We start from the raw sequence: 23064 nt of genomic DNA on the forward strand, positions 1-23064 counted from the left end.
AGCAAAACGCCCGGCGTGTGAGGCCGGGCGTCGCGGTGTAACCCTTGGTTTTACTGGACTTGCCCAGCGCCGCCAAGTTTGCCCATCACGAAGCCGACAAACTGCTCGACGGTCATTTTCTGGCCGTTGAATTCCACCTGATTGTTGGCGTAATGCAGTTTGGTGACGACGTCGCTGCCTTCCAGCTTAGCCAGTTGCGTGCCCACGGCCATGCTGCTGAACATGTCGCTGGTGGCAGTTGCCTGATCGACGATGGTCTTGGCGTCGGTCTGGCCATCCGCTTGCGCCTGAAGGCTGAGCAGGTCAACCAGCATCGGCTTGGACACTTTGATGTTGATGTCCAACAGGGCGATCAACTGACGGACCAACTGATCTGGCGGCAGGTCCATGGAGGCCGGTTTGGTCAGGTCCAGCACCAGGTTGGCGCGGCTTTCACCGTTGGCGGTGTTGAACGACAGGTTTTCCAGCGCCAACTGTGGGCCGGCCGCCAGGAGTTTTTCAAGACCGGCCTTCACCTGCGTTTCTTCTTCCGGCGTCAGGTTCAGCTCGGGTGCTGGCTCACCGGCAGCAGCGGCTTCGGCGGCGGCCTTCTCATACGGTTGCAGTTTGGTCTGGTAAATCTGCATCAGCGACATGGTCGACGGGATGTCGAGGTTCTTCAGGCTCATGGCCATCTGAGCCGAACCGACGGTTTTACCGTTGAACGACACTTCGCCGACCTTGTAATCCGCACGCCCGGAAGCGCTGGTGCCGGATTCTTCGGTCTGGTTCTTCATTTCGAATTTGTTGACGCCCACCACCGACTGCTTGGGACCGAAAGTGGTCTTGCTGCTGGTCAGCTCGACGGTGTTTTCGCCGGTGTAGTAGCCGTAAGTGCTTTTGACCAGGTTGCTGGCCACGGTCAGGCCGTTCATCTCGACGGTGACCGGCGCCTGATCTTCCGACACGGTGGTCAGCTTGAGGCTGTCCATGTAGCCGTCCGCCTTGACCTTCTTGGCCTCGGCGCTGGCGGCGATGTCCATGTTCAACCCGGAAAACTTCAGGCTGGACTTGTCATCCAGGGCCACTTCCAGCGGCAGCAATTCGAAAGTGCCGTTGGTGGAATTGTCGTAGCCGATGTTGACCACGCCTTTGACTGGCGACTGGCCGTTGGCGGCAGCGAACCATTTTTCCGTGGTCGAAGTCTTTTCCAGCTCGAAGTGGTTGGTGGCCATGACCGGCAACCATTTCAACGACGCCAGGCGCGAGAACGGCAGCGGGCCGTGCTCGACACGATCGACGAAGAGCAATTCGACCGGCGCTTCACCAAACATCTCGCCTTCGCCCTTGAGGCGGTAATGCGCGGTGCTGCTGAACACACCACGTTCCACGGACACCAATTCCAGAGACGCCGTGCCGTTGGAACCCACCAGCGCGGCTTGCAGCTCTTTGTTGGCGTCAGCGACGGAGGCGTTGAGCACGCCTTCCAGTTTAGTGCCGGTGTACCAGGCACCGCCGGCGCTGATTGCACCGATGGCCACGACAATTCCAAGAAGCACGCCTGCTGATTTATTCATGAATTACCCGATCAATGTCCGTTGTTGAAAATGTGGTCGTCTTCCCTGAACCCATGACGGGTCGTGGTCACGACTGCGCAAAAGTGCGATGGAGATTAGCATTTGCGGGGCGAGAGGGCCCAATGATTAAAGGTGAAAGAGTGTCTATGGACCGCTCGTAAGGGTTGAGAGTTTCAGCGGTCGAGGAATCGCCTTCGCGAGCAAGCCCGCTCCCACATTGGATCGGTGGTGAACACAGGATTTATGTACACCAGAGAACAACTGTGGGAGCGGGCTTGCTCGCGAAGGCGCCGGTCCAGTCAACTACAAATCAGGAATACTGCACTTCAATCTCATCCAACTGATGATCAAAGCTTTTCAGCCGCGCCGTCCACGTATAGACCAGCACTTCAAAGTCCCGGTTGATCACCGCCCCGCCCGTCACTTCCGCGCGCGGGTCGCAGAAGTCCAGTTGATAGCGTTCGCGGGCCATGGCGTTGGCGACGTCGGAGAGTTCGCGGGCGTTGTTGAGCCAGTGCCAGCCCTCTTCCGTGACCTGTTTATCCAGGGCCAGGCATTGGGTTTTCAAGGCTTCGAGGCTTTTTTCCAGCGGCGTGCCGGTGAGTTCCCCCATGACTTCCTGGAACGTGCGCCCCGGTTGCCAGTAACTGCCCCAAAAATAGCGGTCGAACACGGTTTCGACCCGGCGCAGCGCAACCTTGGTGTCCCAAATCAGCACCAGGGTTTTGCCTTGTTCGAGGTGTCTTCGTTTGATGCGCGTGCCCTGGACCGAAGCCCAGGCGACCACGACGATGGACATCACGGCAATCAGTGCCGCCGCGCTGTCGAGGAACACCAGCGCCTTGTCGATCTGGTGGGCGAGCATGATGCCGTAGAAATAGGTGGCCGACAGCAACACCAATGCCGCAATAGCGCACCAGAAGCCGGGAGCATAAGGGTTTTTCATTATTAGAGTCCCCATGACCAACGCGAGCCTTGATTGATGAGATCGTCACGCGACCTCATCAAGTCAAAGCATAGCAACGGCCTCAGGGTTTGCCGGGTTGTGACGCTTGCGTTCGTCCGCTTTCCCAACCGCCGCCCAGGGCGAGGAATAAATCGATCTGGCTCATCGCGACCTGAGTGTTGGCCGACGCCAGTTGCGCCGTGACATCGGTGTAGGTGCGAGTGGCTTGCAGGTCCGCCAGGAACGACGCGCGGCCGGCCTGGAAGAAGCGGTGAGTCTGGTCCGCCGCCAGTTGCGCCGACTGCTCGGCATCGGCGAGAGCATCGCGGCGTTGCAGCAGCGCGGAGTACTGGGCCAGGCCAGTCTGGGTTTCGCGGATCGCGTTGAGCACCACGCCGTCGAAGTGCGCCAGCGCACCTTGGGTCGAGGCTTCGGCTTCGCGGATTCGCGCGCGGGAGCCGTTGGACGGCACGGTCCAGCTCAGCAACGGGCCGAAGCCCCAGCGATTGGTCTGCGGCTTGCCGAGGTTTTCCAGGGTGCCGACGGTGCCGATGGACGCGCCGATGCTGATGTCCGGGTACAACTCGCCAGTGGCGATGCCAATGCCGGCGGTCGCGGCGGCCAAACGGCGCTCGGCCTGACGCACATCCGGGCGGCGCTTGAGCAGCGTGGCGCCGTCACCGACCGGCAACAATTGCGCAATCTTCGGCAATTCGGCGCAGCTGTCGGTGCCAGCCGGCAGTTGATCCAGCGGTTTGGCCAGCAACATCGACAAGCGGAACAACCCGGCCTGGCGCGATGCTTCATAACGCGGCATGTCGGCGCGCAAGGATTTGAATTGGGTTTGCGAACGGGTGACCTGGGTTTCATCACCGCGCCCGGCATCGCGCAGACGCTGGGTCAGGGTGGTGCTTTGGGCTTGCAGATCGAGGGAATGCTGGGCGATTTCCCGCTCTTCATTGGCCGCGCAAACTTGGGTGTAGGCCCGAACCACGTCGGCTACCAGGGTAATGCGCGCCGTATCCGCCGCTGCTTGGGTCGCATCGGCATTAGCCTTGGCCGCTTCGATGCCGCGCTGCAAAGTGCCGAACAGGTCGAACTGATAAGACGTGGTAATCCCAATGTCGCCGACGTTGGCCACCGGTACTTTCTCCGGCAGCAGAAACGCTTCGCCGGACTCCTGCAAACGCTGGGCGCCCATCTTCACGCCACCGCTCCAGCCGCCCGCTGCCTGGGCTTCATCGACTTGCGCCCGAGCCCGGGACAAGTTCGCCGCCGCCACGCGCAGATCAGTGTTGGAGGCCATGGCCTGCTGCACCAATTGGTCGAGACGCGGGTCCTGATACAGACGCCACCAATCGCTCGGCACCGGTGCCGAGACCACGTCTTTGTCGTTCGGCAGCAGGTTGCCCTGTAAGTCCTCACGGTGCACAGCAGCCTCGTCCGGCAAGTGATAATCCGGCCCGACCACCTGACACGCCGACAGCAACAGGCCTAACCCGGCCACCGCCAAAGCCGAGGCTTTGCTCATTTCGCCGGCTCCTCGGTCTTGTCATCGATGATCGATACCGTCGCGGTGCGCCCGGCAATCATGCGGAAATCCGCCGGCACGTCGTCGAAGGCGATCCGCACCGGAATCCGCTGGGCCAGCCGCACCCAGCTGAACGCCGGGTTAACGTTGGGCAACAAGTTGCTGCCGCTGCTGCGGTCGCGGTCTTCGATGCCGGCGACGATGCTTTCCACATGCCCGCGCAAGCGAGCGCGGTCACCGATCACCCGGATATCCACGCCTTGGCCGACGTGAATGCCGTCGAGTTTGGTTTCTTCGAAATAGCCGTCGATGTGGAATGAGTTGCTGTCCACCACCGACAACACCGGCCGTCCGGCGGTCACGAATTCCTGAGCGCGAGGCGCACGGTCGTTGATGTAGCCGTCCACCGGGCTGCGGATGGTCGAGCGGTCGAGGTTGAGTTGGGCGCTGTCCACCGTCACCAACGCTTCGGACAAGGCCGATTGCGCACGGGCGACTTTCGACAGGCTTTCTTCCAGTTGCTCGCCCGGCACCAGGTTGCCGAGGCCACGGTTACGCTTGGCCTCGCGCTGGGCCTGGGCCAGGGTTTCTTCGCGATCCGCCACGGCGGCTTTCGCCTGGCGCAGGGCCAGTTTGAAACGGTCCTGGTCGATGCTGAACAGCACCTGGCCGCGCTGCACCAACTGGTTGTCGCGCACTTGCACTTGCTGGATCAACCCGGACACGTCCGGCGCGATCTGCACGATGTCGGCACGGATGTGCCCGTCCCGGGTCCAGGGCGCGAACATGTAATACATCACCATGCGCCAGACCACGACAACGGCGAAGCTCACGATCAGCAGGGTCAGCAGCACGCGACCAATGGTCAAAAAAGGTTTTTTCATGTCATCAGGTATCGACTGAGTGAGTCCACGGCGCCGAGCAGCAAAGCGTAGAGAGCCACGTTGAACAATGCCCGGTGCCAGACCAGACGGTAAAAGTGCAGGCGCGTGAGCACCCCGTGCACCAACAGGTAAAACAGGTAGGTAATGCCCATCAGCACCAGCAACGTGGGCAGGAACACCCCGCTGATATCCAGATCACCGATCATAAAGGCGCTCCATCGATGCCATGGGGCAGTGGTTCTTCGGGTTGTGGTGTGCCGACGAATTCAACCCCGGGCAACAAGGCCAGGCGCAGACCGCTCAAGGCGTGCAGCAAATGCAGGCGGGCGCCGTCATCGCACTCGATGTTGAGGGCGCGACGGGCGCGGTCCATGGTCATCAGCAACGGACTCGGCGCCGGCAAACGCTCGCCGGCCTTGAGGCACGCCTTGAAGTACTCGCCGACTTCCGTCACCACTTGATGCAGCAACACTTGCGGCACGCCGAGCACGCGCGGCGTGTAGGCCAGCAGGTCGAGCAGGTTCAGCGCCACCCGCACTTCCCGTAGCGCGACGCCGGTGTCCTGGCCGATCAAACCCAGACGCGGCAAGTGCTGCATCAGCCGATCGAGCATCTGCACGCCCAACTTGCGGTGTTCGGACAAGGTCGCCGGCTCGGTCAGGCTGACGATGTCGCGCCAACTGAAACGGGTCAGGCGCTTGGCCGCCAGTTCCGCACCGAATGGTCGGGCAATCAGGGTCCAGATAAACGCGAACAGCAAACCAATCGGCCCGGCGAGGTTGGAGTTCGAGAAACTGAGGAAATCCGCGTCGTAGGCACCCTGGATGCTGATGAACGACGAGGTGTTCACCAGCGTCAGCAACATGCCCAGGTAAAACTGCGGCTTCACCGTCAGGGTGCCGATGCAGATAAACGGCACAGCAAACGCCAGCACCAGCATCGGGAAGTCATGCAGATTCGGCAGGACCAGAAACAGGTAAAGACTGGCGAACAACACCGACATCGCCGTCCAGAAAAAGAAGCGGAAAATCTGCGGCGCCGGGTCGTCCATCGAGGCGAAAAAACTGCACGCCACCGCCGCCAGAATCACCGCGCTGCCGCCATCGGTCCAGCCGAGCAAAATCCATAGCACCGAAGCGACGATGATCGCGCTGACCGTGGACATTGCCGAATAAAGCATCAACCCACGGTCCAGAAACGGCGTCAGGCGACCGAGGCGCCAGTGCCGATACACCGCGCGCCAGTTGTCCTGGCTTTCGCACTGGATGGCGTATTGCAGGCTGCGGCAGTCCTGCCACAAATCGATCCACTCACCGAGGCGATACAGCGCGTTGGAGAACAGCAATTGCTTGCGATCCTCCAGCGCTTCGGCACTCGGTTGCAGCGCTTCGAGCTGATCTTTCAGCGCTTGCCAGCGGTCGAGGTCGGCGTCTTTGTGGTTGAGCCATTCGGTGGTCGCTTCGAGCAGTGGCGCAAACTTATCCACAAGCTCAGGGGTGCGGCGCTCAAGGGCGTAGAGCGCATCATCGAGGGCATCGATCACCGGCAGCAGGTGGATCATCCGTCCACGCAATTCCTTGGTGTTACGCACCGTTTGCGGCCGCGCGCCTTCGTGGGGCAACTGGCCGATCATCAGTTCCAGGCTGTTGAAAGTGGTGACCATCGCCGCACGCAGGGCGCTGACTTCTTCCGGCTGCACGTTGCGACTGAGAAAACGCAGGCTGTAAGTCGAAGCGTCGGTGAACCATTTATTCACCGAATCGTTGAACACCGGTGCCAATCGCCGAGGCCAGAACATCGCGCCGACCACCGCCGCCACTGCGATACCCAGGAAGATTTCTTCGGTGCGTGCCTCGGCGATGTCCCACACCGCCAGCGGGTTATCCAAGACCGGCAGGGCAATCAGCGGCAAGGTGTAACCGGCCAGCATCAAGGCGTAACTGTTGGCAGTGCGCAGGTGCAGGGACAGGAACAACAACGTCCCGGTCCACAACGCGATGATCACCACCAGCACCCATGGGCTCTGGACAAACATCGGCACAAAAAATACCGCCGCCGCCGCGCCCATGAACGTGCCGACCGCGCGGTACAGCGCCTTGGAACTGGTCGGGCCAACGAATGGGCTGGAAACGATATACACCGTGGCCATCGCCCAGTACGGACGCGGCATCTGCATCAGCATGGCGATGTACAACGCGATCATCGACGCCGCGAAGGTACGCACACCGTAGAACCAGTCCCGCGCCGGGGGAACGCCTGTCCAGAAACCGCTCAAGGCTGGATCACCAGCGGGGGATTGGCGGCTTCAAAGGCCCGCAATACACGCAGTGCGGCTTCCAGATCACTCTGGTCGATGCCTTCCAGCACTTCATGACGCAGACGCACCAGCTCGACTTCAACCGCTTGCACCAACTCCCGACCGGTGTCGGTCAGGCTCAGGCATTTGGCGCGGCGATCATGGGCATCTTCCGTCCGGCGCACATAACCGGCATGACACAACTGATCGAGCAAACGCACCAGGGACGGACTCTCCATCCCCGCCGCCTGCGCCACCGTCACCTGCCGCACACCCTCCCCCAAACGCCCGATCATCAACAACGGGACGGCGCAGGCTTCGGAGATTCCATAATTGACCAGCGTGGTCTGGCAGATCTTCCGCCAATGCCTGGCGGCCACCACCATGGCACTGCTGATGTTCATCTGGAGAGCGTCGAGGTTCTTTGGCACGGGGGAATGACACACTGTTAGTTTGCTAACTATCAATATCGCATTCGAGGGAAAGGGTGGTCAAGTTTTGAAACAAATTCGTTGAAGGGCATCACGCATGGTCCAGACAGGAATCGCCGTAGCATTCGGAACCGCATAACGCCCTACGTCCTGACCGAGGCTGAATCAATGACTAAAATCTCTGCATCAAAACTCGATAACACCTTGGATCCCGCAGTTTCAAAGCACTACCTCAGTTTCCTGCAAAGAAAAGTAGACAAGGCAAGGTTATCGCTGAAGGGCGAATGCTTCAGCAATGAAGAGATCGAAAGTGAATTTGCCGCGAGACGGGCGCAAGCGGCAAAGTCAGCAGGTCAGGCTAGTTAGCGCTGTTTTGCTCGGTCGTAGACAGCACTGCGCTCACGCTTGCCAACTGCCACCACGGAAACCACCACACGCTCATCAATAACCTCGTACACCAATCTGTACCCCGCCGACCTCAACTTGATTTTGTAGCAGTCAGGCATGCCGTGTAGCGAATCCGACGGCACTCGCGGGAGCTCGAGTCGCTCTGCCAGTTTCTTTTTGAATTGTTCGCGCAGCGTATGACCCAGTTTGTCCCACTCCTTGCGTGCGGACGGCAGGAACTCAAGCTTATAGGTCATCCAGATTTACCGGGATCGGTGTTTCATGCCTACGTGAGCGAACAATTTCCGCCAACTCAAGATCATCGAGGCGTTCCATCATGGATTCAAAAACATCGGCCGGAACCATATAACCCATGACGCGATTGTGATTCAGCACTGCCACAGGCCCGCCATGGGCGCCGTTCAGTACCGCTGATGGATTTTTCTTTAACTCAGACACGCTGACAGCAATGTCGGCCAGAACATTTTGCATAATTAAGACCTCAATTAAGGTCGTTATTCTGGTCTATTGATCCCCGCTGAGCAACTCAGAAAAAACTTACTGCACGGCCTTGGCCTCAGATTTTTTTACCACTCACCAGATTTTTTTACATTTCGCCCTTTTCTCCCAGATTTTTTTACACCCCTCGCCCCTTCCTCATCAAAACATCCAACTGATCCACCACCTCCGCCCAATCCGCATCCTCCAGAATCTCATCCCGCAAAAAATCCGCCTGGCTTTCGCTCCAGAAAAACGCGTCCGCCAAATGCAATTCAGGTTTAAGCGGTGAATGGGTAGCAATGAATTGGTCGATGCTGACCGGGTCGTTGGCCAGGCCGAGTTGTTTGAACAGGGACGGCAGGCTGTGGGTTGGGGATTCCATGGTGGGCTCCGGGGTGGCTGAAAAATTGTTCGCGGGCAAGCCTCGCTCCTACAGGGATCGCGTTCTTCTGTAGGAGCGAGGCTTGCCCGCGAAGGCTATATCACTGACACCGTAAACCTAATGACTCAACTCGCAAACCTGCGCATGCGGCACCATTTTCAGAAACTCCGGCATGCTCATGTGCAGCAGGTTGTTGTGGTTGCCGGCTTCCAGGTAAATGTCTTTCTGCCGGGTCAGCAAGGGGTCGATGACCATGTCCATGCCATAGGATTCACCCAGCGCCGGCACTGCGCCGCGTTCGCAGTCGGTGAACAGGTGCGCCAGGGTGCTTTCCCGGGTGATTTGCCATTCGCCGCTGCCGCGGACTTTGCTCAGGTCCAGGTGACGGCTGGCGGGGAGCACGGCCATCAGGTAATGCCCGTGGTGGTCGTCGAGGATCACCGATTTGGCCACCCGTTCGGCAGGAATGCCCGACACGCGAGCTGTTTCAAGGCTGCTGGCCGAGTGCGGGTGGGTGACGATGTCGAATTCGCATTGAGCCTTGTTGAGGCTGTCCTGCACCGTTCTTGCCATACGCATGATGCACCTCGGTGTCCGTTGCAATCACAAACGGACGATGGTTAAAGCCGTTTTCTTCCACTGAAAGTCTAGGCCCGCTGGCGCCATCGCGCGGGAAATCTGCCCGCCGGAATCACGGAAAAACGGGTCAAAATTCGTACAACTCACAGCTCAGCTAAACTCTATAAAGAACCACCCCGACTCTCCCGGAGGGTCACGTGAACATTCGTTGCTGTGCAGTGGCGTTGCTGTTGGCCTTGAGCGGATCGGTTTTCGCGGCGGACAACGTTGTCCTGTTCGTTCCCGATCCCCTCGGCATGTGGCTGATCGTGTTTGGCATCGCCTTTCTGGTGGCCGAAGCGACCTTGCCCAATTACGGCGTGATCGGTCTCGGCGGCCTGGTGATGTTTGTCGCCGGCGCGGTGATTCTGACCAACACCGAGGTGCCCGCGCCGTTGATGATCGGCCTGGGACTGATCAGCGTTTTGTTGCTGATTTTCCTGGTGATCCACGCCCTGAAAACCCGCCCGCGCCGCGTCGTCAGTGGCGACGCCGGACTGGTGGGCAGCGTGACGCCGGTGATGTCGCTACAGCCCGACAGTGCCTACAACGGTTGGGTGCATTTGCAGGGTGAAAAGTGGCAAGTGCTGAGCACCACGCCGCTGCAACCGGGGCAGAACGTCCGGGTCGTGGGGCGCAAGGGCTTATTGCTACAAGTGGCCGCGGCTGACGCGGCGCCGGCTGGAGAATAACCATGGGCCTGCAACTGGGTTTTGCCGCGCTGTTGCTGTTGGTGATTGCACTGGCGGGGTCGACCTTTCGTATCCTGCGTGAATACGAGCGCGGCGTGGTGTTCCAGCTCGGGCGCTTCTGGCAGGTCAAAGGCCCCGGCCTGATCCTGCTGATTCCGGCGGTGCAACAAATGGTCCGCGTCGACCTGCGGACCATCGTCCTCGACGTCCCACCCCAGGATGTGATCACCCGGGACAACGTCTCGGTGAAGGTCAATGCCGTGCTGTACTTCCGTGTGCTCGATCCGCAGAAGGCGATCATTCAGGTCGAAGACTTCCTGATGGCCACCAGCCAATTGGCCCAGACCACGTTGCGCGCGGTGCTCGGCAAGCATGAGCTCGATGAATTGTTGGCCGAGCGGGAACGGTTGAACGTCGACATCCAGCAGGTGCTCGACGCTCAGACTGACAATTGGGGGATCAAGGTCGCTAACGTTGAAATCAAGCATGTGGACCTGAACGAGTCGATGGTGCGCGCCATCGCCAAACAGGCCGAAGCCGAACGGGAACGGCGGGCCAAGGTGATCCACGCCGAGGGTGAATTGCAGGCGTCTGAAAAACTCATGCAAGCCGCGGAAATGCTGGGGCGGCAGCCGGGGGCGATGCAGTTGCGGTATATGCAGACGTTGAGTTCGATTGCCGGGGACAAGAGTTCGACGATTGTCTTTCCGTTGCCGATTGAGTTGCTCAAGGGGATGGCGGATTTGTCGTCAAAGCCTTGAGGAAGATCAAAAGATCGCAGCCTTCGGCAGCTCCTACATACGGTGTTTCCAATCCGACACGGCGGTAGCCCACGTCCTGTAGGAGCTGCCGAAGGCTGCGATCTTTTGATCTTTCCTACAGACACCCACGTCCGGCAATCGCATCGGAGATTTCCTTCAAGTTGTAGCGGTGTTGGTGAACTTGTTCCGGTCCGGAGCCAGGTCTAGTCTGGCCTTGTCACTGAATAAACGGTGACACGGACGTGCAAGTCCGGGTAAAACGACCAACAATTCCTAGCCTATAGGCATTCAACGAGCGCTTTGTGCTCGCTGACTTCGCTTTATGGCGGCTGTGTGCGGGAGATCTTCGGATCTGCCGAGGTTTTGTTGGTGGGCCTTTTACTCGGTCTTGCACCCCGCACATAGCTGCCACCCTCATTTCGCGTGCAAGCGAACCGGGTCAGCATCTTTTACATAAGAGGCTAATCATGTTCAAAGCGACTCCTAATCCCCCAGATAACTCTGGAACCGATTCCCCCGAAGCGCTCGACGCCATAAAAATGAAAGAAGCCGCCGACCGCGCCTTCGCCCACTACTTCCCCCGACTGAAGAAAAGCGACCCAAGCACCGTAAATACCACCTCTTCGCCGTCGCCCCGGATGTCGACGATCCCGAAGCGATGCTGGCCAATGCTTCCGAAGACCTGCTGTCCATCAGCGCGATTGCGGCTAACCTGGCGGACGATGTGGAAGGCACACGCCGCTCCGTCGCCCTGGCGATCAGCCGTTTGACCGATGGCGTGCAGTTATTGGTGGAGCGGGTGATGGATCACCATGAGGCGATGGCTGAAGGCAAGGTTTAGCCGTCAGATTTGAGGTGAATTGAAGGCCGCCTTCGCGAGCAAGCCCGCTCCCACAGGGGGTTCCGGTCGTGCACACCATTTGTGTTCACCGAAGATCCACTGTGGGAGCGAGCCTGCTCGCGAAGAGGCCATAAAATTCAACATCAATAGTGACTGACACACCGCTTTCGCGAGCAGGCTCGCTCCCACAGGGGATTCCGGTCGTGCACACCATCTGGGTTCACCGAAGCTCCACTGTGGGAGCGGGCTTGCTCGCGAAGGCGTCAGACCTGCCGACCATTTTCCAACGCCTGATACGGCTCGCGCGCCCAACACTCCACCCGCTCAAACAACAGCGCCGAGGCCTCGCGGCGCTTGTCATCACTGTCCCCTACAAACACTTCCGAAGGCTGTTTGGCATGCCGCCCCACCGCCGCAAACACCTGCTCTCGCTGCAAATCATCCAACCCGAAGAACCCGGCCAATCGCCCCGCCATGGCCCCCGGCAATTCGCTGTAATTCACCGCCACCCCTCCAAACTCCCGGCATTGCGCCAACCCCGTCGACAGCAATCGCCCCAGCCGCCGCGCGATGTAATCCTCGCGGCTATCAACGGGTAATTCATCATCCAACCCACTCGCCCCAATCATCCCCGGCACCATATGCATGCCCGCTCGTCGCAGATGGGAAACGGCAATTTCCAATGGATCGCGGTACACAAACAGCCAAGGCGTGTCGGAAAAACACTCGCGCAACAAGGGCAGTTCAGCGATGTTCCACGCATCGAGTTTGATCACCAGCCGCTGCTCCAAACCGCAACGACGCTGGCCATAAGCAGACAACAACCCCTCAATCGCGGCCCGCCGCTCGACGGCAGGCAAACCACTGCGCAGCAAAGCATCCAAGGTTGGTGGTTCACTGATAACGATGTGATCATCGAGGCGCGCCAGCATCTGACTGATCAACGTCGACCCACACCGCGAAGCGTGAAAGATAAACGCGCTTGGCGCCAAACCAGGACTCTCGGCCTGCCAGTCACCCAGCACAGCCAACGGCGTTTGCCGACGAAACGCCTGGTTGAACGGCAACCGCAGCGCATCGTCCACGGCCTCGCGAAAAAACGGCTGATGCAGCGGCGTATCACCGAACCAACACCAATCCACCTGCCATTCGCCGGCCTGCTGCCAGATCCGAATCGGCAACCAGCCTTCCAGGTTCAGGCGTTCCATTGTTCATTCCATTGGCGACGGCCGTTGCGCATCGCCGTCCGCAGTTCTTCGCGGGAAAACACCAGGCCTCGCTCAGCCGCCAGTGCCAAGGTGCGGGTGATAAAAACCTCAATGTCCCGCAAGCCCTGCAACGTCTGCGATAGCTGCGGATCGCCCGCCACTAACCGCTGAAACTGCAGCAAAGCCCCTTCGCTGACATCAGGCGCAGGCGTTGTCGGAAGGCCCTCAATAATCGCCTGTTCCAACCAAGGACCAGGACGGCAATCGAGCACCAGATGAACCCGCGCCGAACTGTCGCGATTGTCCACGCGATGGGGCCGCGACAGGTCGAGAAACCAGCATTCCCCCGCTGCCATCGGCATGCGCTGGCCGTCGAGCATAAAGTCCACATGCGGCGGGCTTAAAAGAGGAATGTGCAGACGCAAATCGGCGTCCGGCTCGCCCAGGTCATAGTCGCGGTGTTCATGAATTTGTCCGCCCGGCCCAAGCCGCAACAGACGAGCCGAGACGATGTCCAGCGGCAGGTCGCGCAAGCCTTGCTGCCACCGCACATCTCGCCGCCAAGGCGCACGCAATAGCGGTTCACCGAGGCCTGGCGACAGTTCAGTCAACGCATCTGTCGCCGAAATCAGCGCCACGCCGCTCCAGTCGCCAGTGAAGTACGCCGTGTTGAAATGACCGTGCCATGCGTCTTCGCCAATCGCCGCCAGCGCCTGCAACAGCAACGGTAGATCCACCGTTACTGGCAGGCGAGAGAACGCCGCGCGGCTCATCACTTCGCCAGCAGGTTATTTGGCCGGAGCTTGAGGGGGCGTCGGCACTGCAATGTTGCCCGACGCCCACGCGGCTTCACGATTGGCCAACGCGGTGGCGATGGACTGGACTTCGGTGGATTGCACTTCATCCGGCATCGGGTCGAGCCCGGCGCTGGCGAAGATCTGGCCATAGGCGTTGCGCAGATCGGCGTAGGACAGGTCCCGACGCAAATCCGCCTGCAAGGTGTTCAGTTCGCCCTGGATCAGATCCAGTTCGCCGAGGCCGGCCGCCTGATGACGGTTACGCAACTGCCCGAGAATCTGCCCGTCGATGCTCGACAGTTCCTGATTGGTCTGGAATTGATGCAGCGCTTCCTGGTAGTTGGCGTTGGCGACATAGAGCTGCGCCAGCACCGCGATGGACATCGCCTGACGCCGGGCCTTGGCGACTTCTTCGCCGGCCTTGGCCACGTTGATCGCCGCCGGAGCGGAAATCACGTTGAACAGGTTCCAGGTCAGCTTGACCCCGTAGTCGGCCCACTTGTCGTTGACCAAAAAGGAGTTGCTGTCGTAATGCCCGCCGGCCGAAAACTCCAGCCCCGGCAACAGCCGCAGCATGGCTTTACGGGTTTCGGCGGTGCTGATGCGGGTCTGGTAATCCTGCTCGCGCAGTTCCGGACGGCTGGCCAGGGCTTCGTGTTCGAGGCTGGCCATGCCGACTTTCAGTTGCGGGATCGCGTAGTCGTCCGGGGTCGCCAGTTTCAGGTCGGTGCCCATCGGCAGGTTGATCAGGGTCGACAGTTCAGTCTTGGCCAGGGACAACGCGCGGCGCTGCTCCTGCAACTGACGGGTCGCCTCGATCAGCGAGCGTTGATAACCCAGCGCCACGACCGGGTCGCCGATGCGCTGTTCGCTCATGCTCTGGCTGTTGCTGCGGGCGGTATCGACCCGCGCCATCAGGCTGTCGATTTGCGTGAGCAGGCGTTCGGCAGCCACGGCGCGCCAATAGGCCGAGCGCACGTCCTGAACGATGGTGTTGATCACCTTGCGCCGGCGTTCCTGAACGATCAGGCGCTGGTCGCCCTGCTGCTTGGCGCTGATGTAACTGACGCCGAAGTCGAGAACGTTCCAGACCATGGTCAGGTCGGCCACGCGACGGTCACGGTCCTGGGACGTCGACGGCTCCAAAGACTGGGTGCCGGTCAGCACGCTCTGGCTGCTGGAGGCCCCCTGGTTGCTACGCCCGACGTAGCCTGCATCCAACGCCATGCGCGGCAGCATGTCGAAACTGGCGAGGTCGAGTTGGCGTTTAGCCAAGGCCTCTTCCATGATCTTGAGCCGGCCTTCGAGGTTGTATTTCACCGCACGGGCCATCGCCTGGTGCAAGGTCAGCGGGCCATTGAGCGGCTCCTGACCGGTGAACATGTTTTGCATGTCGCTTTTGGCACGCTGCTCACTGACGCTACGTTCAATCGGCTCACTTTTGACCGCACATCCGCTGATCGCCAGTGCCAACAGGCTGGCACCGAATAACTTATGACTTCTTTTCATCCCTGGATCGCCCCTAGGTGCCGCACTGAATTATGTGTGTGTTTCAAGCCTGCATTTCGCTGATGCCGGCTTGTTGCAAAGCGGCGGCCAGGCTGTTCACCTGCCGCTGCTCGGTGTCTTTGAGATCTTGTAATTGCTGACTCAGGGTCGGCGCGCCAAATACGCCGCGCAGTCCTTGGGAAACATCCCCGCCCCTGATCGAATGATTGCTGAAGGAATTCAGCGAATCGCGCTCGGCGCCGGTGTCCTGATTGAACAGGCTCGCCAGCGTACTGCTGCCGAACACCCCGCCATCGCCGCCACCAAACCCGAGGAAGCCGTGGCCCGAACCATCGCCAGTGCCGCTGTCGCTGCTGCTGAACACCTGGGCAATAAAGCTCGGCGCCAGTGCCCCGCGATTGATGAAAATATCGCCCAATGGCCGGATGCCGTCCCCCAGCACCCGATCTTCGAACAGCGGCGCAAAGGTCAGCGGCGAGGCCAGCGTGCCGGTTGGCGCAGCGAAGATGATCGGCTGCAGCGGCAGGTGCGGTTGATCGATGACGATCACCTGTTGCGGCGTGCGGAACTCTGGGTCCGGCGACACCACCACTACCGTGGTCGGCGGTGCGGTCACGGTGTTGATCGCGTAGCCGTTGGATTGGCTGGTGCCGCTGCCGGCATTGCCGGAGCCATCCGTGACGCCCGCGACGTTCAGGCTGATCGCGTTACTGGCGTTGCTGATATTGCTGGTCGGCGTCAGCGTCGCGGTCCAGGTTTTGCCGCCGTCGGTGCTCGACAGGTTGGACAAGGTGCCGTTGGCCACGCTGACGTCGGACAGGTCGAAACCGCTCACCGCTTCGTTGAAGGTGAAGGTCACCAGTGACGTCTGGCCCACGCCCAGGTTCGGGTTGGCCACGACCACTGTGGCCGTCGGCCGCTCGCCGTCGATCACGTAGTTGTTGGAAACCGCCACGCCATCGCCCGTGTTGCCGGCCAGGTCGGTGACGTTGCTGGCGTCCAGCGCGATGAAGTTGCTCGGGTCGGTGATGTTCGCGGTTGGGGTGAACGTGGCGGTCCAGGTTTTACCGCCGTCGCTGCTAGCCAGATTGGCCAGGTCGCCGTTGGTGACGCTGAGGTCCGACAGGTCGAAGTTGTTCACCGCTTCGCTGAAGGTGATCGTCACCAGCGTGGTCTGGCCCATGCCCAGGTTCGGGTTGGCGACCACGATGGTTGCCGTCGGCCGCGTGGCATCGAGCGCGTAGTTGTTGGAGATTGCGATCCCGGCACCGGCATTGCCTGCGGCGTCCACCACATTGCTGTTGTCGAGCAGGATCAGGTTAGTGGCGTCGTTGAGGTTGGCCGTCGGGGTCAGGGTCGCCGTCCAGGTTTTGCCGCCGTCACTGCTGAGCAGATTGGACAGGGTGCCATTGGCGACGCTGAGGTCCGACAGGTCGAAACCGGATACCGCTTCGGTGAAGGTGATGGTGACCGTGGTCGTCTCGCCGATGCCCAAGCGGTTGTCCGCCACGACGATGGTCGCGGTCGGCCGCGCGGTGTCGATGGCGTAGTTGTTGGAATCAGTCACGCCCACGCCGCTGTTGCCCGAGGCGTTGGTCACGCCAGTGTTGTCGAGGCTGATCAGGTTGGTGGTGTCGGTCACGTTGACCGTTGGCGTGAAGGTCGCGGTCCAGGTGATACCGCCGTCGCTGCTGCTGACGTTGCTCAACGTGCCGTTGGCGATGGTCAGGTCGGCGTTGGTGAAACCGCTCACGGCTTCGCTGAAGGTGATGGTCACCGCGGACGTTTCACCGGCCTTGAGGGCGTTGTCGGCGACCACGATGGTGGCGGTCGGCACCTGGGTTTCCACCACGTAGTTGGCGGAATCGGTGGTGCCTGCGCCCGCGTTGCCGGCCACATCCGCGATGCCGGTGTTGTTCAGGGTGATGACGTTAGTCGCGTCCGTCACACCGATAGTCGGGGTGAACGTCGCGGTCCAGGTGATGCCGCCGTCGCTGCTGCTCACCGCGCTCAACGTGCCGTTGGCGATGGTCAGGTCACTGTTGTCGAAACCGCTGACTGCTTCGCTGAAGGTGATGGTCACCAGTGAGGTTTCGCCCGGCTTCAGGGTGGTATCGCTCAACACGATGGTGGCGGTCGGACGCTGGCTGTCGATCACATAGTTGTTGGAATCGGTGGTGCCGCTGCCGGCATTGCCCGCCAGATCCGCCACGCCCGTGTTGTCCAGGCGCACGATGTTACTGGTGTCGGTGATGCCGGCCAACGGCGTCAACGTCGCGGTCCAGGTGATGCCGCCGTCGCTGCTGCTGACGTTGCTCAACGTGCCGTTGTCGATGGTCAGGTCCGCGTTGGTGAACCCGCTCACGGCTTCGCTGAAGGTGATGGTCACCTGGGTGGTCTGGCCGACGCCCAGAGCCGCATCGGCGACCACGATGGTTGCGGTTGGACGCTGAGTGTCGATGGCGTAGTTGTTCGAATCGGTGGTGCCGTTGCCGGCGTTACCCGAGGCGTTTTGCACACCACTGTTGTCCAGGGTGATCAGGTTGCTCGCGTCGGTGATGGCAGTGGTTGGCGTGAAGGTCGCCGTCCAGGTAATGCCGCCGTCGCTGCTGCTCACGGCGGTGAGCGTACCGTTGGCAATCGTCAGATCAGCATTGCTGAAACCGGTCACCGCTTCGGAGAAGGTGATGGTCACCAGCGAGGTTTCACCGATGTTCAACGCGCTGTCGGCAACCACGATGGTGGCGGTCGGCAGCACGGTGTCGATGGTGAAGTTGGCCGAGTTGGTGACGCCGGTCCCGGCGTTGCCGGCAATGTCGGCCACGCCGGCATTGTTCAGGGTGATCAGGTTGGTGGTGTCCTTGACGCCAACGGTCGGCGTGAAGGTGGCGGTCCAGGTGATGCCGCCGTCGCTGCTGCTGACCGCGCTCAAGGTGCCATTCGGGATGCTCAAGTCGCTGTTGTCGAAACCGCTGACCGCTTCGCTGAAGGTGATGGTCACCAGCGAGGTTTCGCCCGCGCTGAGGGTTGGGTCCGCAACGACGATGGTGGCGGTCGGGCGCAAGCTGTCGATCGCGTAGTTGTTGGAGTCAGTGGTGCCCGCGCCCGTGTTACCGGCTACGTCCGCGACCCCGGCGTTGTTCAGCGTAATGATGTTGGTCGCATCGTTGATGCTGCCGGTCGGCGTGAACGTCGCGGTGTAGGTGATGTTGTCGCTGGTGGTCAGGCCACTCAGGCTGCCGTTCTCAACCGTGAAGTCGGCGAGGGTCAGGCCGGTCACGGCTTCGCTGAAGGTGATGGTCACCAGCGAAGTCTGGCCGAGCGCCAGGGTCGGGTCGGCCACCACGACTGTCGCGGTTGGACGCGCAGTGTCGATGGCGTAGTTGTTCGAATCGGTGGCGCCGACGCCGACGTTGCCGGAAGCAGCGGCCTGCACACCGGTATTGTCCAGGGTGATCAGGTTGCTGACATCGGTGATGGCGTTGGTCGGCGTGAAGGTCGCCGTCCAGGTGATGCCGCCATCGCTGCTGCTGACCGCGCCCAACGTGCCGTTGGCAATGGTCAGGTCGGCGTTGGTGAAACCGGTCACCGCTTCGCTGAAGGTAATGGTCACCAGCGACGTTTCGCCGATGCTCAGGGCATTGTCGGCGACGACGATGGTGGCGGTCGGCGCCACGGTGTCGATGGTGTAGTTGCCGGAATTGGTAGTGCCCGAACCGGCGTTGCCGGCCAGGTCAGCCACGCCGGTATTGGCCAGGGTGATGACGTTGGTCGTGTCTTTGACACCCGCGGTCGGGGTGAAGGTCGCGGTCCAGGTAATGCCGCCGTCGCTGCTGCTGACGGCGGTCAACGTGCCGTTGGCAATCGCCAGGTCGGCATTGGTGAAACCGCTCACCGCTTCGCTGAAGGTGATGGTCACCAGCGAGGTTTCGCCCACGCTCAGGGCCGGGTCCGCGAGGACGATGGTCGCCGTAGGGCGAACGGTGTCGATCGCGTAGTTGCTGGAATCGGTGGTGCCGCTGCCGGCGTTGCCCGCCGTATCGCTGACCCCGGTGTTGTCCAGGGTGATCAGGTTGGTCGCGTCGGTAATGCTGGACGTCGGCGTGAACGTCGCCGTCCAGGTAATGCCGCCATCGCTGCTGCTTACCGCCGTCAGCGTACCGTTGGCGATGGTCAGGTCGGCGTTGGTAAAACCGGTCACGGCTTCGCTGAACGTAATGGTCACCAGCGAGGTGTCGCCGATTTTCAGCGCGGTGTCCGCCAGCACAATGCTGGCCGTCGGGCGCACGGTGTCGACGGTGTAGTTGCCGGAATTGGTGGTGCCGCTGCCGACGTTGCCGGAGGAAGTAGCCTGAATGCCCGTGTTGTCCAGCGTGATGACGTTGGTCGCGTCGGTGATGCTGGTTGTCGGCGTGAAGGTCGCGGTCCAGGTAATGCCGCCGTCGCTGCTGCTCACCGCTGAGAGTGTGCCGTTGGCGATGGTCAGGTCGGCGTTGGTGAAACCGGTTATGGCCTGGCTGAAGGTGATGGTCACCAGTGACGTGTCGCCGATTTTCAGTGCGGTGTCTGCCAACACGATGGTTGCGGTCGGGCGCACGGTGTCGACGATGTAGTTGTTGGAGTTGGTGGTGCCGCTGCCGGCATTGCCCTGCAGGTCGGACACGCCGGTGTTGGCCAGGGTGATGACGTTGGTCGTATCGCTGACACTGGCTGTCGGTGTGAACGTGGCCGTCCAGGTAACGCCGCCGTCGCCGCTGCTCACCGCACTCAACGTACCGTTGGCAATGCTCAGATCAGCGTTGGTGAAGCCGGATACCGCTTCACTGAAGGTAATGGTCACCAGCGACGTTTCGCCAGCGCTCAAGTTGTTGTCGGCGACCACGATGGTCGCGGTCGGACGGACCGTGTCGATCGCGTAGTTGTTGGAATCGGTGGTGCCCGTGCCGGCGTTGCCCGCCGTGTCGCTGATCCCGGTGTTGTCCAGGGTAATCAGATTGGTCGCATCGTTGGTGCTGGAGCTCGGGGTAAACGTCGCCGTCCAGGTGATGCCGCCGTCGCTGCTGCTCACAGCCGTGAGCGTGCCGTTGGCGATGGTCAGGTCGGCGTTGGTGAAACCGGTCACGGCCTCACTGAAGGTGATGGTCACCAAGGAAGTTTCGCCGATTCTCAGCGCGGTGTCCGCCACCACGATGGTTGCCGTCGGGCGCTGGGTGTCGATGGCGTAGTTGTTCGAGTTGATTACACCGAGCCCGGCATTGCCGGACAGGTCCTGCACGCCGGTCTTGTCCAGGGTGATCAGGTTGGTGCTGTCCGTCACGCCGGCGGTTGGCGTGAAGGTCGCCGTCCACGTGACGCCGCCGTCGCTGCTGGTCACGGCCGTGAGCGTACCGTTGGCGATGGTCAGGTCGGCGTTGGTGAAACCGGTTACGGCTTCACTGAAGGTGATGGTCACCAGCGAGGTTTCGCTGCCGTTCAGCGCGTTGTCCGCGACCACGATGCTCGCCGTCGGCGCCACGGTGTCGTGGATCACGTAGTTGTTGGAGGTGCCGGAACCGGTGCCGACGTTACCCGCCAAATCCTGCACACCCGTGGTGTCGAGGGTGATGGCGTTGGTCGGTGCGTTGATATTGCCCGCCGCCGTCAGGGTCGCGGTCCAGGTGATGCCGCCGTCGCTGCTGCTGACGGCGCTCAGCGTACCGTTGGCCACGGTCAGGTCGGCGTTGGTGAAATTGTTCACCGCCTCGCTGAAGGTGATGGTCACCAGCGACGTGCCGCCGGAGTTCAGGCTTGTAGTGCTGACCACGATGCTGGAGACGGTCGGTGGTGTCACGTCCGGCGCGTAGTTGGTATTGACCACGCCGCCGTCGTTGAAGATGTTGTTCACGGCGGCCGGGACAGAGCCCGTCGTGCCGCCGCCCGATGCCTGTCCACCCGCGCCGCTGCCGCCGGCATTGCCGGCCATGGCGCCGAAGTTGGCGGCGGTCATCAACAGCGTGCCTTTGTTCCAGATCGCGCCAACGCCTTTGCCGGCCGCACCACCGTTGTCAGCGGAACCACCCAGGCCACCGCCACCGCCACCGCCGCCACCGGCCGCGACGTTATTGGAGATGACGGACGTACCGACCACCGTCAGGGTGCCGGTCGATGCGTTGTAGATACCGCCGGAGGCCGACGAGCCGGCCCGGCCGGGATGGTCCCAACCGGAGCCACCGCCACCGCCGCCGATGGACACGGTGCCGTTGCTCGCCGTGCCGCCGCTGCCGCCGTTACTGTAGTTGGAAGCGCCGATCCCACCGGCGCCGCCGACGGTCGTACCGCCGTGACCGCCCATGTAATTGGTGTTGTAGCTGCCGCCATTACCGCCACTGCCCGCCCCGCCGGCCGTACCGGCATAAACGCCTGTACCGAAACCGGCGGTGCCGCCATGACCACCGATTTGACCACCCAGCGAACCGCCACCACCTCCGCCACCGCCAACCGCTCCGCCGACATACGGAGCGGTGACGCCACCGCCACCGCCGCCGCCCGAGGCTGCGTTATCGGTCACCGTGACGTTTCTGAGGGTCAGGTTGCCGGAGTTGAGAATACCGCCGCCCATCGCCCCGGCACCGTCGGTGCCCCCCGCCGCGCCCGCACCGGCGACCATGCCTTGCTTGATGACCAGGCCGTCGAAGGTCGCGGTGACGCCGGAGTTAACCTGCACCACGCGGGTTTTGTACTGGCCGTTAAGGGTGACATCGGCAATGCCGTCGTTATTCAGGTCACCGTCAATCGTTACGTTCTTGGTGATGGTCAGTTGCGAGTTCAGACCGATGATCATGCTGCTATTGAAGGTGACGGTGTCACCGGCCACGGCATTGGACAGGGCGGTACGCAAAGAACCCACGCCGCTGTCGCTGTTATTGAGCACAGTCAGCGTTGCCAGGCTGTACTGGTAACCGGCCATGGACGCAGAGGACAACACGCTGCGGCTTTCGATACTGCCGGTGGCGATTTCCAGGTTCCAGTCGCCGCCCACACCGGTACGGTTGGTGGACGCGGCAATATCGCGCCCGGTGAGTTGCGCCAGCGAGTCGACAAAACTCACGCCGCGTTCACCGGCGCCGGTATTACAGGCGTAGATCAGGATGTCGCCACCGACGTTCATGTCCTTGCCGATCTGGGCCAGCACATCGCTGCGAGCGGCGACGTTATCGGCCGAGAGGTAGCTGTTGCCCAGCCACAGGTCGCCGGAACTGCCGTGGGCGATGATCTGCACCGAACTCACACCCTGATGGGTGTCGAGGTAAGCGGCAATCTGCTGCAAGCCATCCTTGGTCGCGTCCAGCGTCACCACTTCGGTGCCCGGTGCCACGCCGTTGAGCAGGCTGTCGGTGTCTTTGATGCGCGAATCGACGAACACCACGCTCTGGCCGGGTACGGCAGTCGGTGTTGCCGCAGGTGCGGGAGTCGCGGCGGAGGCGTTGTCCGCCTGGCCATGGGTGTCTTTGCTCGCCGTCGGGTGATCGGCAGCGGGTGCCTTGGCGGCATCAGCCGTGGGATGACTGTCGGGCTGGGCCGCATCGGCCACCGTGGCCGCGACCGCGCCGTCGAACAGCATGCGCGGTTCCAGGGACACGATCATCGGGGATGCCAGTACGCGAGCGCCCTGGGCCTTTTGCGATTTGCCGTTGTTCCACCACATGCTGCTCACCCGAACTCGAACTTTTATAACGGCCAGGAAA

18 protein-coding genes and 1 pseudogene are annotated in these 23064 nt (G+C 61.3%); 4 read left to right on the plus strand and 15 right to left on the minus strand.

What is annotated here, in order from left to right; genetic code table 11:
• Window positions 1-50: 50 nt before the first annotated feature.
• From HB680_RS29695 to HB680_RS29725, 7 genes are all read right to left on the minus strand, one after another.
• Window positions 51-1556, minus strand: coding sequence for a YdgA family protein (locus HB680_RS29695; protein ID WP_213941867.1), 1506 nt, complete (start codon window positions 1554-1556; stop codon window positions 51-53).
• A 310-nt stretch (window positions 1557-1866) separates the two neighbouring features.
• The gene (locus HB680_RS29700) at window positions 1867-2502 is read right to left on the minus strand and encodes an NADH:ubiquinone oxidoreductase subunit N (RefSeq protein ID WP_123409399.1); all 636 of its coding nucleotides are present in this window, start codon (window positions 2500-2502) and stop codon (window positions 1867-1869) included.
• An 82-nt stretch (window positions 2503-2584) separates the two neighbouring features.
• A complete protein-coding gene (locus HB680_RS29705) occupies window positions 2585-4033 on the minus strand; it encodes an efflux transporter outer membrane subunit (protein WP_213941868.1) in 1449 nt (482 codons plus the stop codon).
• The gene (locus HB680_RS29710; RefSeq protein WP_123516005.1) at window positions 4030-4917 is read right to left on the minus strand and encodes an HlyD family secretion protein; all 888 of its coding nucleotides are present in this window, start codon (window positions 4915-4917) and stop codon (window positions 4030-4032) included. The genes HB680_RS29705 and HB680_RS29710 overlap by 4 nt, the downstream gene beginning before the upstream one ends.
• A complete protein-coding gene (locus HB680_RS29715) occupies window positions 4914-5123 on the minus strand; it encodes a DUF1656 domain-containing protein (RefSeq protein WP_054050271.1) in 210 nt (69 codons plus the stop codon). The genes HB680_RS29710 and HB680_RS29715 overlap by 4 nt, the downstream gene beginning before the upstream one ends.
• On the minus strand, window positions 5120-7192 hold the full coding sequence (locus HB680_RS29720) for an FUSC family protein (RefSeq protein WP_213941869.1): 2073 nt from the start codon (window positions 7190-7192) through the stop codon (window positions 5120-5122). Before HB680_RS29720 ends, HB680_RS29715 begins: the two co-directional genes overlap by 4 nt.
• Complete coding sequence (locus HB680_RS29725) at window positions 7189-7617, minus strand: MarR family transcriptional regulator (RefSeq protein ID WP_213941870.1); 429 nt, start codon at window positions 7615-7617, stop codon at window positions 7189-7191. Before HB680_RS29725 ends, HB680_RS29720 begins: the two co-directional genes overlap by 4 nt.
• A 195-nt stretch (window positions 7618-7812) precedes the next feature.
• Between HB680_RS29725 and HB680_RS29730 the strand changes: the two genes are divergently transcribed.
• Window positions 7813-8010 (plus strand): hypothetical protein, encoded by a 198-nt coding sequence (locus tag HB680_RS29730; RefSeq protein ID WP_169372202.1) that lies wholly within the window; start codon window positions 7813-7815, stop codon window positions 8008-8010.
• On the opposite strand, the gene HB680_RS29735 is transcribed toward HB680_RS29730, so the two are convergent.
• The 4 genes from HB680_RS29735 to HB680_RS29750 form a co-directional block, all read right to left on the minus strand.
• Entirely contained in the window at window positions 8007-8288 is a 282-nt protein-coding gene (locus HB680_RS29735; RefSeq protein WP_169372203.1) for a type II toxin-antitoxin system RelE/ParE family toxin, read from the minus strand. The two genes, HB680_RS29730 and HB680_RS29735, sit on opposite strands and share 4 nt — an antisense overlap.
• Complete coding sequence (locus HB680_RS29740; RefSeq protein ID WP_133840022.1) at window positions 8278-8523, minus strand: type II toxin-antitoxin system prevent-host-death family antitoxin; 246 nt, start codon at window positions 8521-8523, stop codon at window positions 8278-8280. Before HB680_RS29740 ends, HB680_RS29735 begins: the two co-directional genes overlap by 11 nt.
• Before the next feature lie 145 nt (window positions 8524-8668).
• The gene (locus HB680_RS29745) at window positions 8669-8914 is read right to left on the minus strand and encodes a DUF2789 domain-containing protein (RefSeq protein WP_213941871.1); all 246 of its coding nucleotides are present in this window, start codon (window positions 8912-8914) and stop codon (window positions 8669-8671) included.
• Between the two features lie 117 nt (window positions 8915-9031).
• The gene (locus HB680_RS29750; protein WP_213941872.1) at window positions 9032-9493 is read right to left on the minus strand and encodes a YbaK/EbsC family protein; all 462 of its coding nucleotides are present in this window, start codon (window positions 9491-9493) and stop codon (window positions 9032-9034) included.
• Window positions 9494-9690: 197 nt separating this feature from the next.
• Between HB680_RS29750 and HB680_RS29755 the strand changes: the two genes are divergently transcribed.
• From HB680_RS29755 to HB680_RS29765, 3 genes and pseudogenes are all read left to right on the plus strand, one after another.
• On the plus strand, window positions 9691-10224 hold the full coding sequence (locus HB680_RS29755; protein ID WP_213941873.1) for an NfeD family protein: 534 nt from the start codon (window positions 9691-9693) through the stop codon (window positions 10222-10224).
• Window positions 10225-10226: 2 nt separating this feature from the next.
• Window positions 10227-10985: a slipin family protein gene (locus tag HB680_RS29760; protein ID WP_054050285.1), complete on the plus strand. Its 759-nt coding sequence runs from the start codon at window positions 10227-10229 to the stop codon at window positions 10983-10985.
• A 467-nt stretch (window positions 10986-11452) separates the two neighbouring features.
• Window positions 11453-11826 (plus strand): annotated as a pseudogene (locus tag HB680_RS29765) (DUF6124 family protein).
• Window positions 11827-12089: 263 nt separating this feature from the next.
• Here the strand turns inward: HB680_RS29765 and HB680_RS29770 are convergent.
• From HB680_RS29770 to HB680_RS29785, 4 genes are read right to left on the minus strand one after another with little or no spacing between them, the layout of a single operon-like run.
• A complete protein-coding gene (locus tag HB680_RS29770) occupies window positions 12090-13034 on the minus strand; it encodes a sulfotransferase family protein (protein ID WP_213941874.1) in 945 nt (314 codons plus the stop codon).
• The gene (locus tag HB680_RS29775; RefSeq protein ID WP_213941875.1) at window positions 13022-13807 is read right to left on the minus strand and encodes an aspartyl/asparaginyl beta-hydroxylase domain-containing protein; all 786 of its coding nucleotides are present in this window, start codon (window positions 13805-13807) and stop codon (window positions 13022-13024) included. Before HB680_RS29775 ends, HB680_RS29770 begins: the two co-directional genes overlap by 13 nt.
• A 15-nt stretch (window positions 13808-13822) precedes the next feature.
• Window positions 13823-15340 carry a TolC family protein gene (locus tag HB680_RS29780; RefSeq protein ID WP_213941876.1) on the minus strand — a complete coding sequence of 506 codons (1518 nt, stop codon included), beginning with the start codon at window positions 15338-15340 and terminating at the stop codon, window positions 13823-13825.
• A 43-nt stretch (window positions 15341-15383) separates the two neighbouring features.
• A complete protein-coding gene (locus HB680_RS29785) occupies window positions 15384-23024 on the minus strand; it encodes an Ig-like domain-containing protein (protein ID WP_213941877.1) in 7641 nt (2546 codons plus the stop codon).
• Between the last annotated feature and the right edge of the window lie 40 nt (window positions 23025-23064).

Origin of the sequence: Pseudomonas sp. dw_612 (assembly GCF_018449725.1) — a bacterium.
Lineage (GTDB): Bacteria > Pseudomonadota > Gammaproteobacteria > Pseudomonadales > Pseudomonadaceae > Aquipseudomonas.

Excerpts from the sequence above, each read along its gene's own strand:
- HB680_RS29710 (WP_123516005.1), bottom strand. The coding sequence starts at position 4,917 with ATGAAAAAACCTTTTTTGACCATTGGTCGCGTGCTGCTGACCCTGCTG.
- HB680_RS29750 (WP_213941872.1), bottom strand. The coding sequence starts at position 9,493 with ATGCGTATGGCAAGAACGGTGCAGGACAGCCTCAACAAGGCTCAATGC.
- HB680_RS29695 (WP_213941867.1), bottom strand. The coding sequence starts at position 1,556 with ATGAATAAATCAGCAGGCGTGCTTCTTGGAATTGTCGTGGCCATCGGT.
- HB680_RS29780 (WP_213941876.1), bottom strand. The coding sequence starts at position 15,340 with ATGAAAAGAAGTCATAAGTTATTCGGTGCCAGCCTGTTGGCACTGGCG.
- HB680_RS29700 (WP_123409399.1), bottom strand. The coding sequence starts at position 2,502 with ATGAAAAACCCTTATGCTCCCGGCTTCTGGTGCGCTATTGCGGCATTG.
- HB680_RS29735 (WP_169372203.1), bottom strand. The coding sequence starts at position 8,288 with ATGACCTATAAGCTTGAGTTCCTGCCGTCCGCACGCAAGGAGTGGGAC.
- HB680_RS29770 (WP_213941874.1), bottom strand. The coding sequence starts at position 13,034 with ATGGAACGCCTGAACCTGGAAGGCTGGTTGCCGATTCGGATCTGGCAG.
- HB680_RS29725 (WP_213941870.1), bottom strand. The coding sequence starts at position 7,617 with ATGAACATCAGCAGTGCCATGGTGGTGGCCGCCAGGCATTGGCGGAAG.
- HB680_RS29740 (WP_133840022.1), bottom strand. The coding sequence starts at position 8,523 with ATGCAAAATGTTCTGGCCGACATTGCTGTCAGCGTGTCTGAGTTAAAG.
- HB680_RS29730 (WP_169372202.1), top strand. The coding sequence starts at position 7,813 with ATGACTAAAATCTCTGCATCAAAACTCGATAACACCTTGGATCCCGCA.
- HB680_RS29775 (WP_213941875.1), bottom strand. The coding sequence starts at position 13,807 with ATGAGCCGCGCGGCGTTCTCTCGCCTGCCAGTAACGGTGGATCTACCG.
- HB680_RS29785 (WP_213941877.1), bottom strand. The coding sequence starts at position 23,024 with ATGTGGTGGAACAACGGCAAATCGCAAAAGGCCCAGGGCGCTCGCGTA.
- HB680_RS29705 (WP_213941868.1), bottom strand. The coding sequence starts at position 4,033 with ATGAGCAAAGCCTCGGCTTTGGCGGTGGCCGGGTTAGGCCTGTTGCTG.
- HB680_RS29760 (WP_054050285.1), top strand. The coding sequence starts at position 10,227 with ATGGGCCTGCAACTGGGTTTTGCCGCGCTGTTGCTGTTGGTGATTGCA.
- HB680_RS29745 (WP_213941871.1), bottom strand. The coding sequence starts at position 8,914 with ATGGAATCCCCAACCCACAGCCTGCCGTCCCTGTTCAAACAACTCGGC.
- HB680_RS29715 (WP_054050271.1), bottom strand. The coding sequence starts at position 5,123 with ATGATCGGTGATCTGGATATCAGCGGGGTGTTCCTGCCCACGTTGCTG.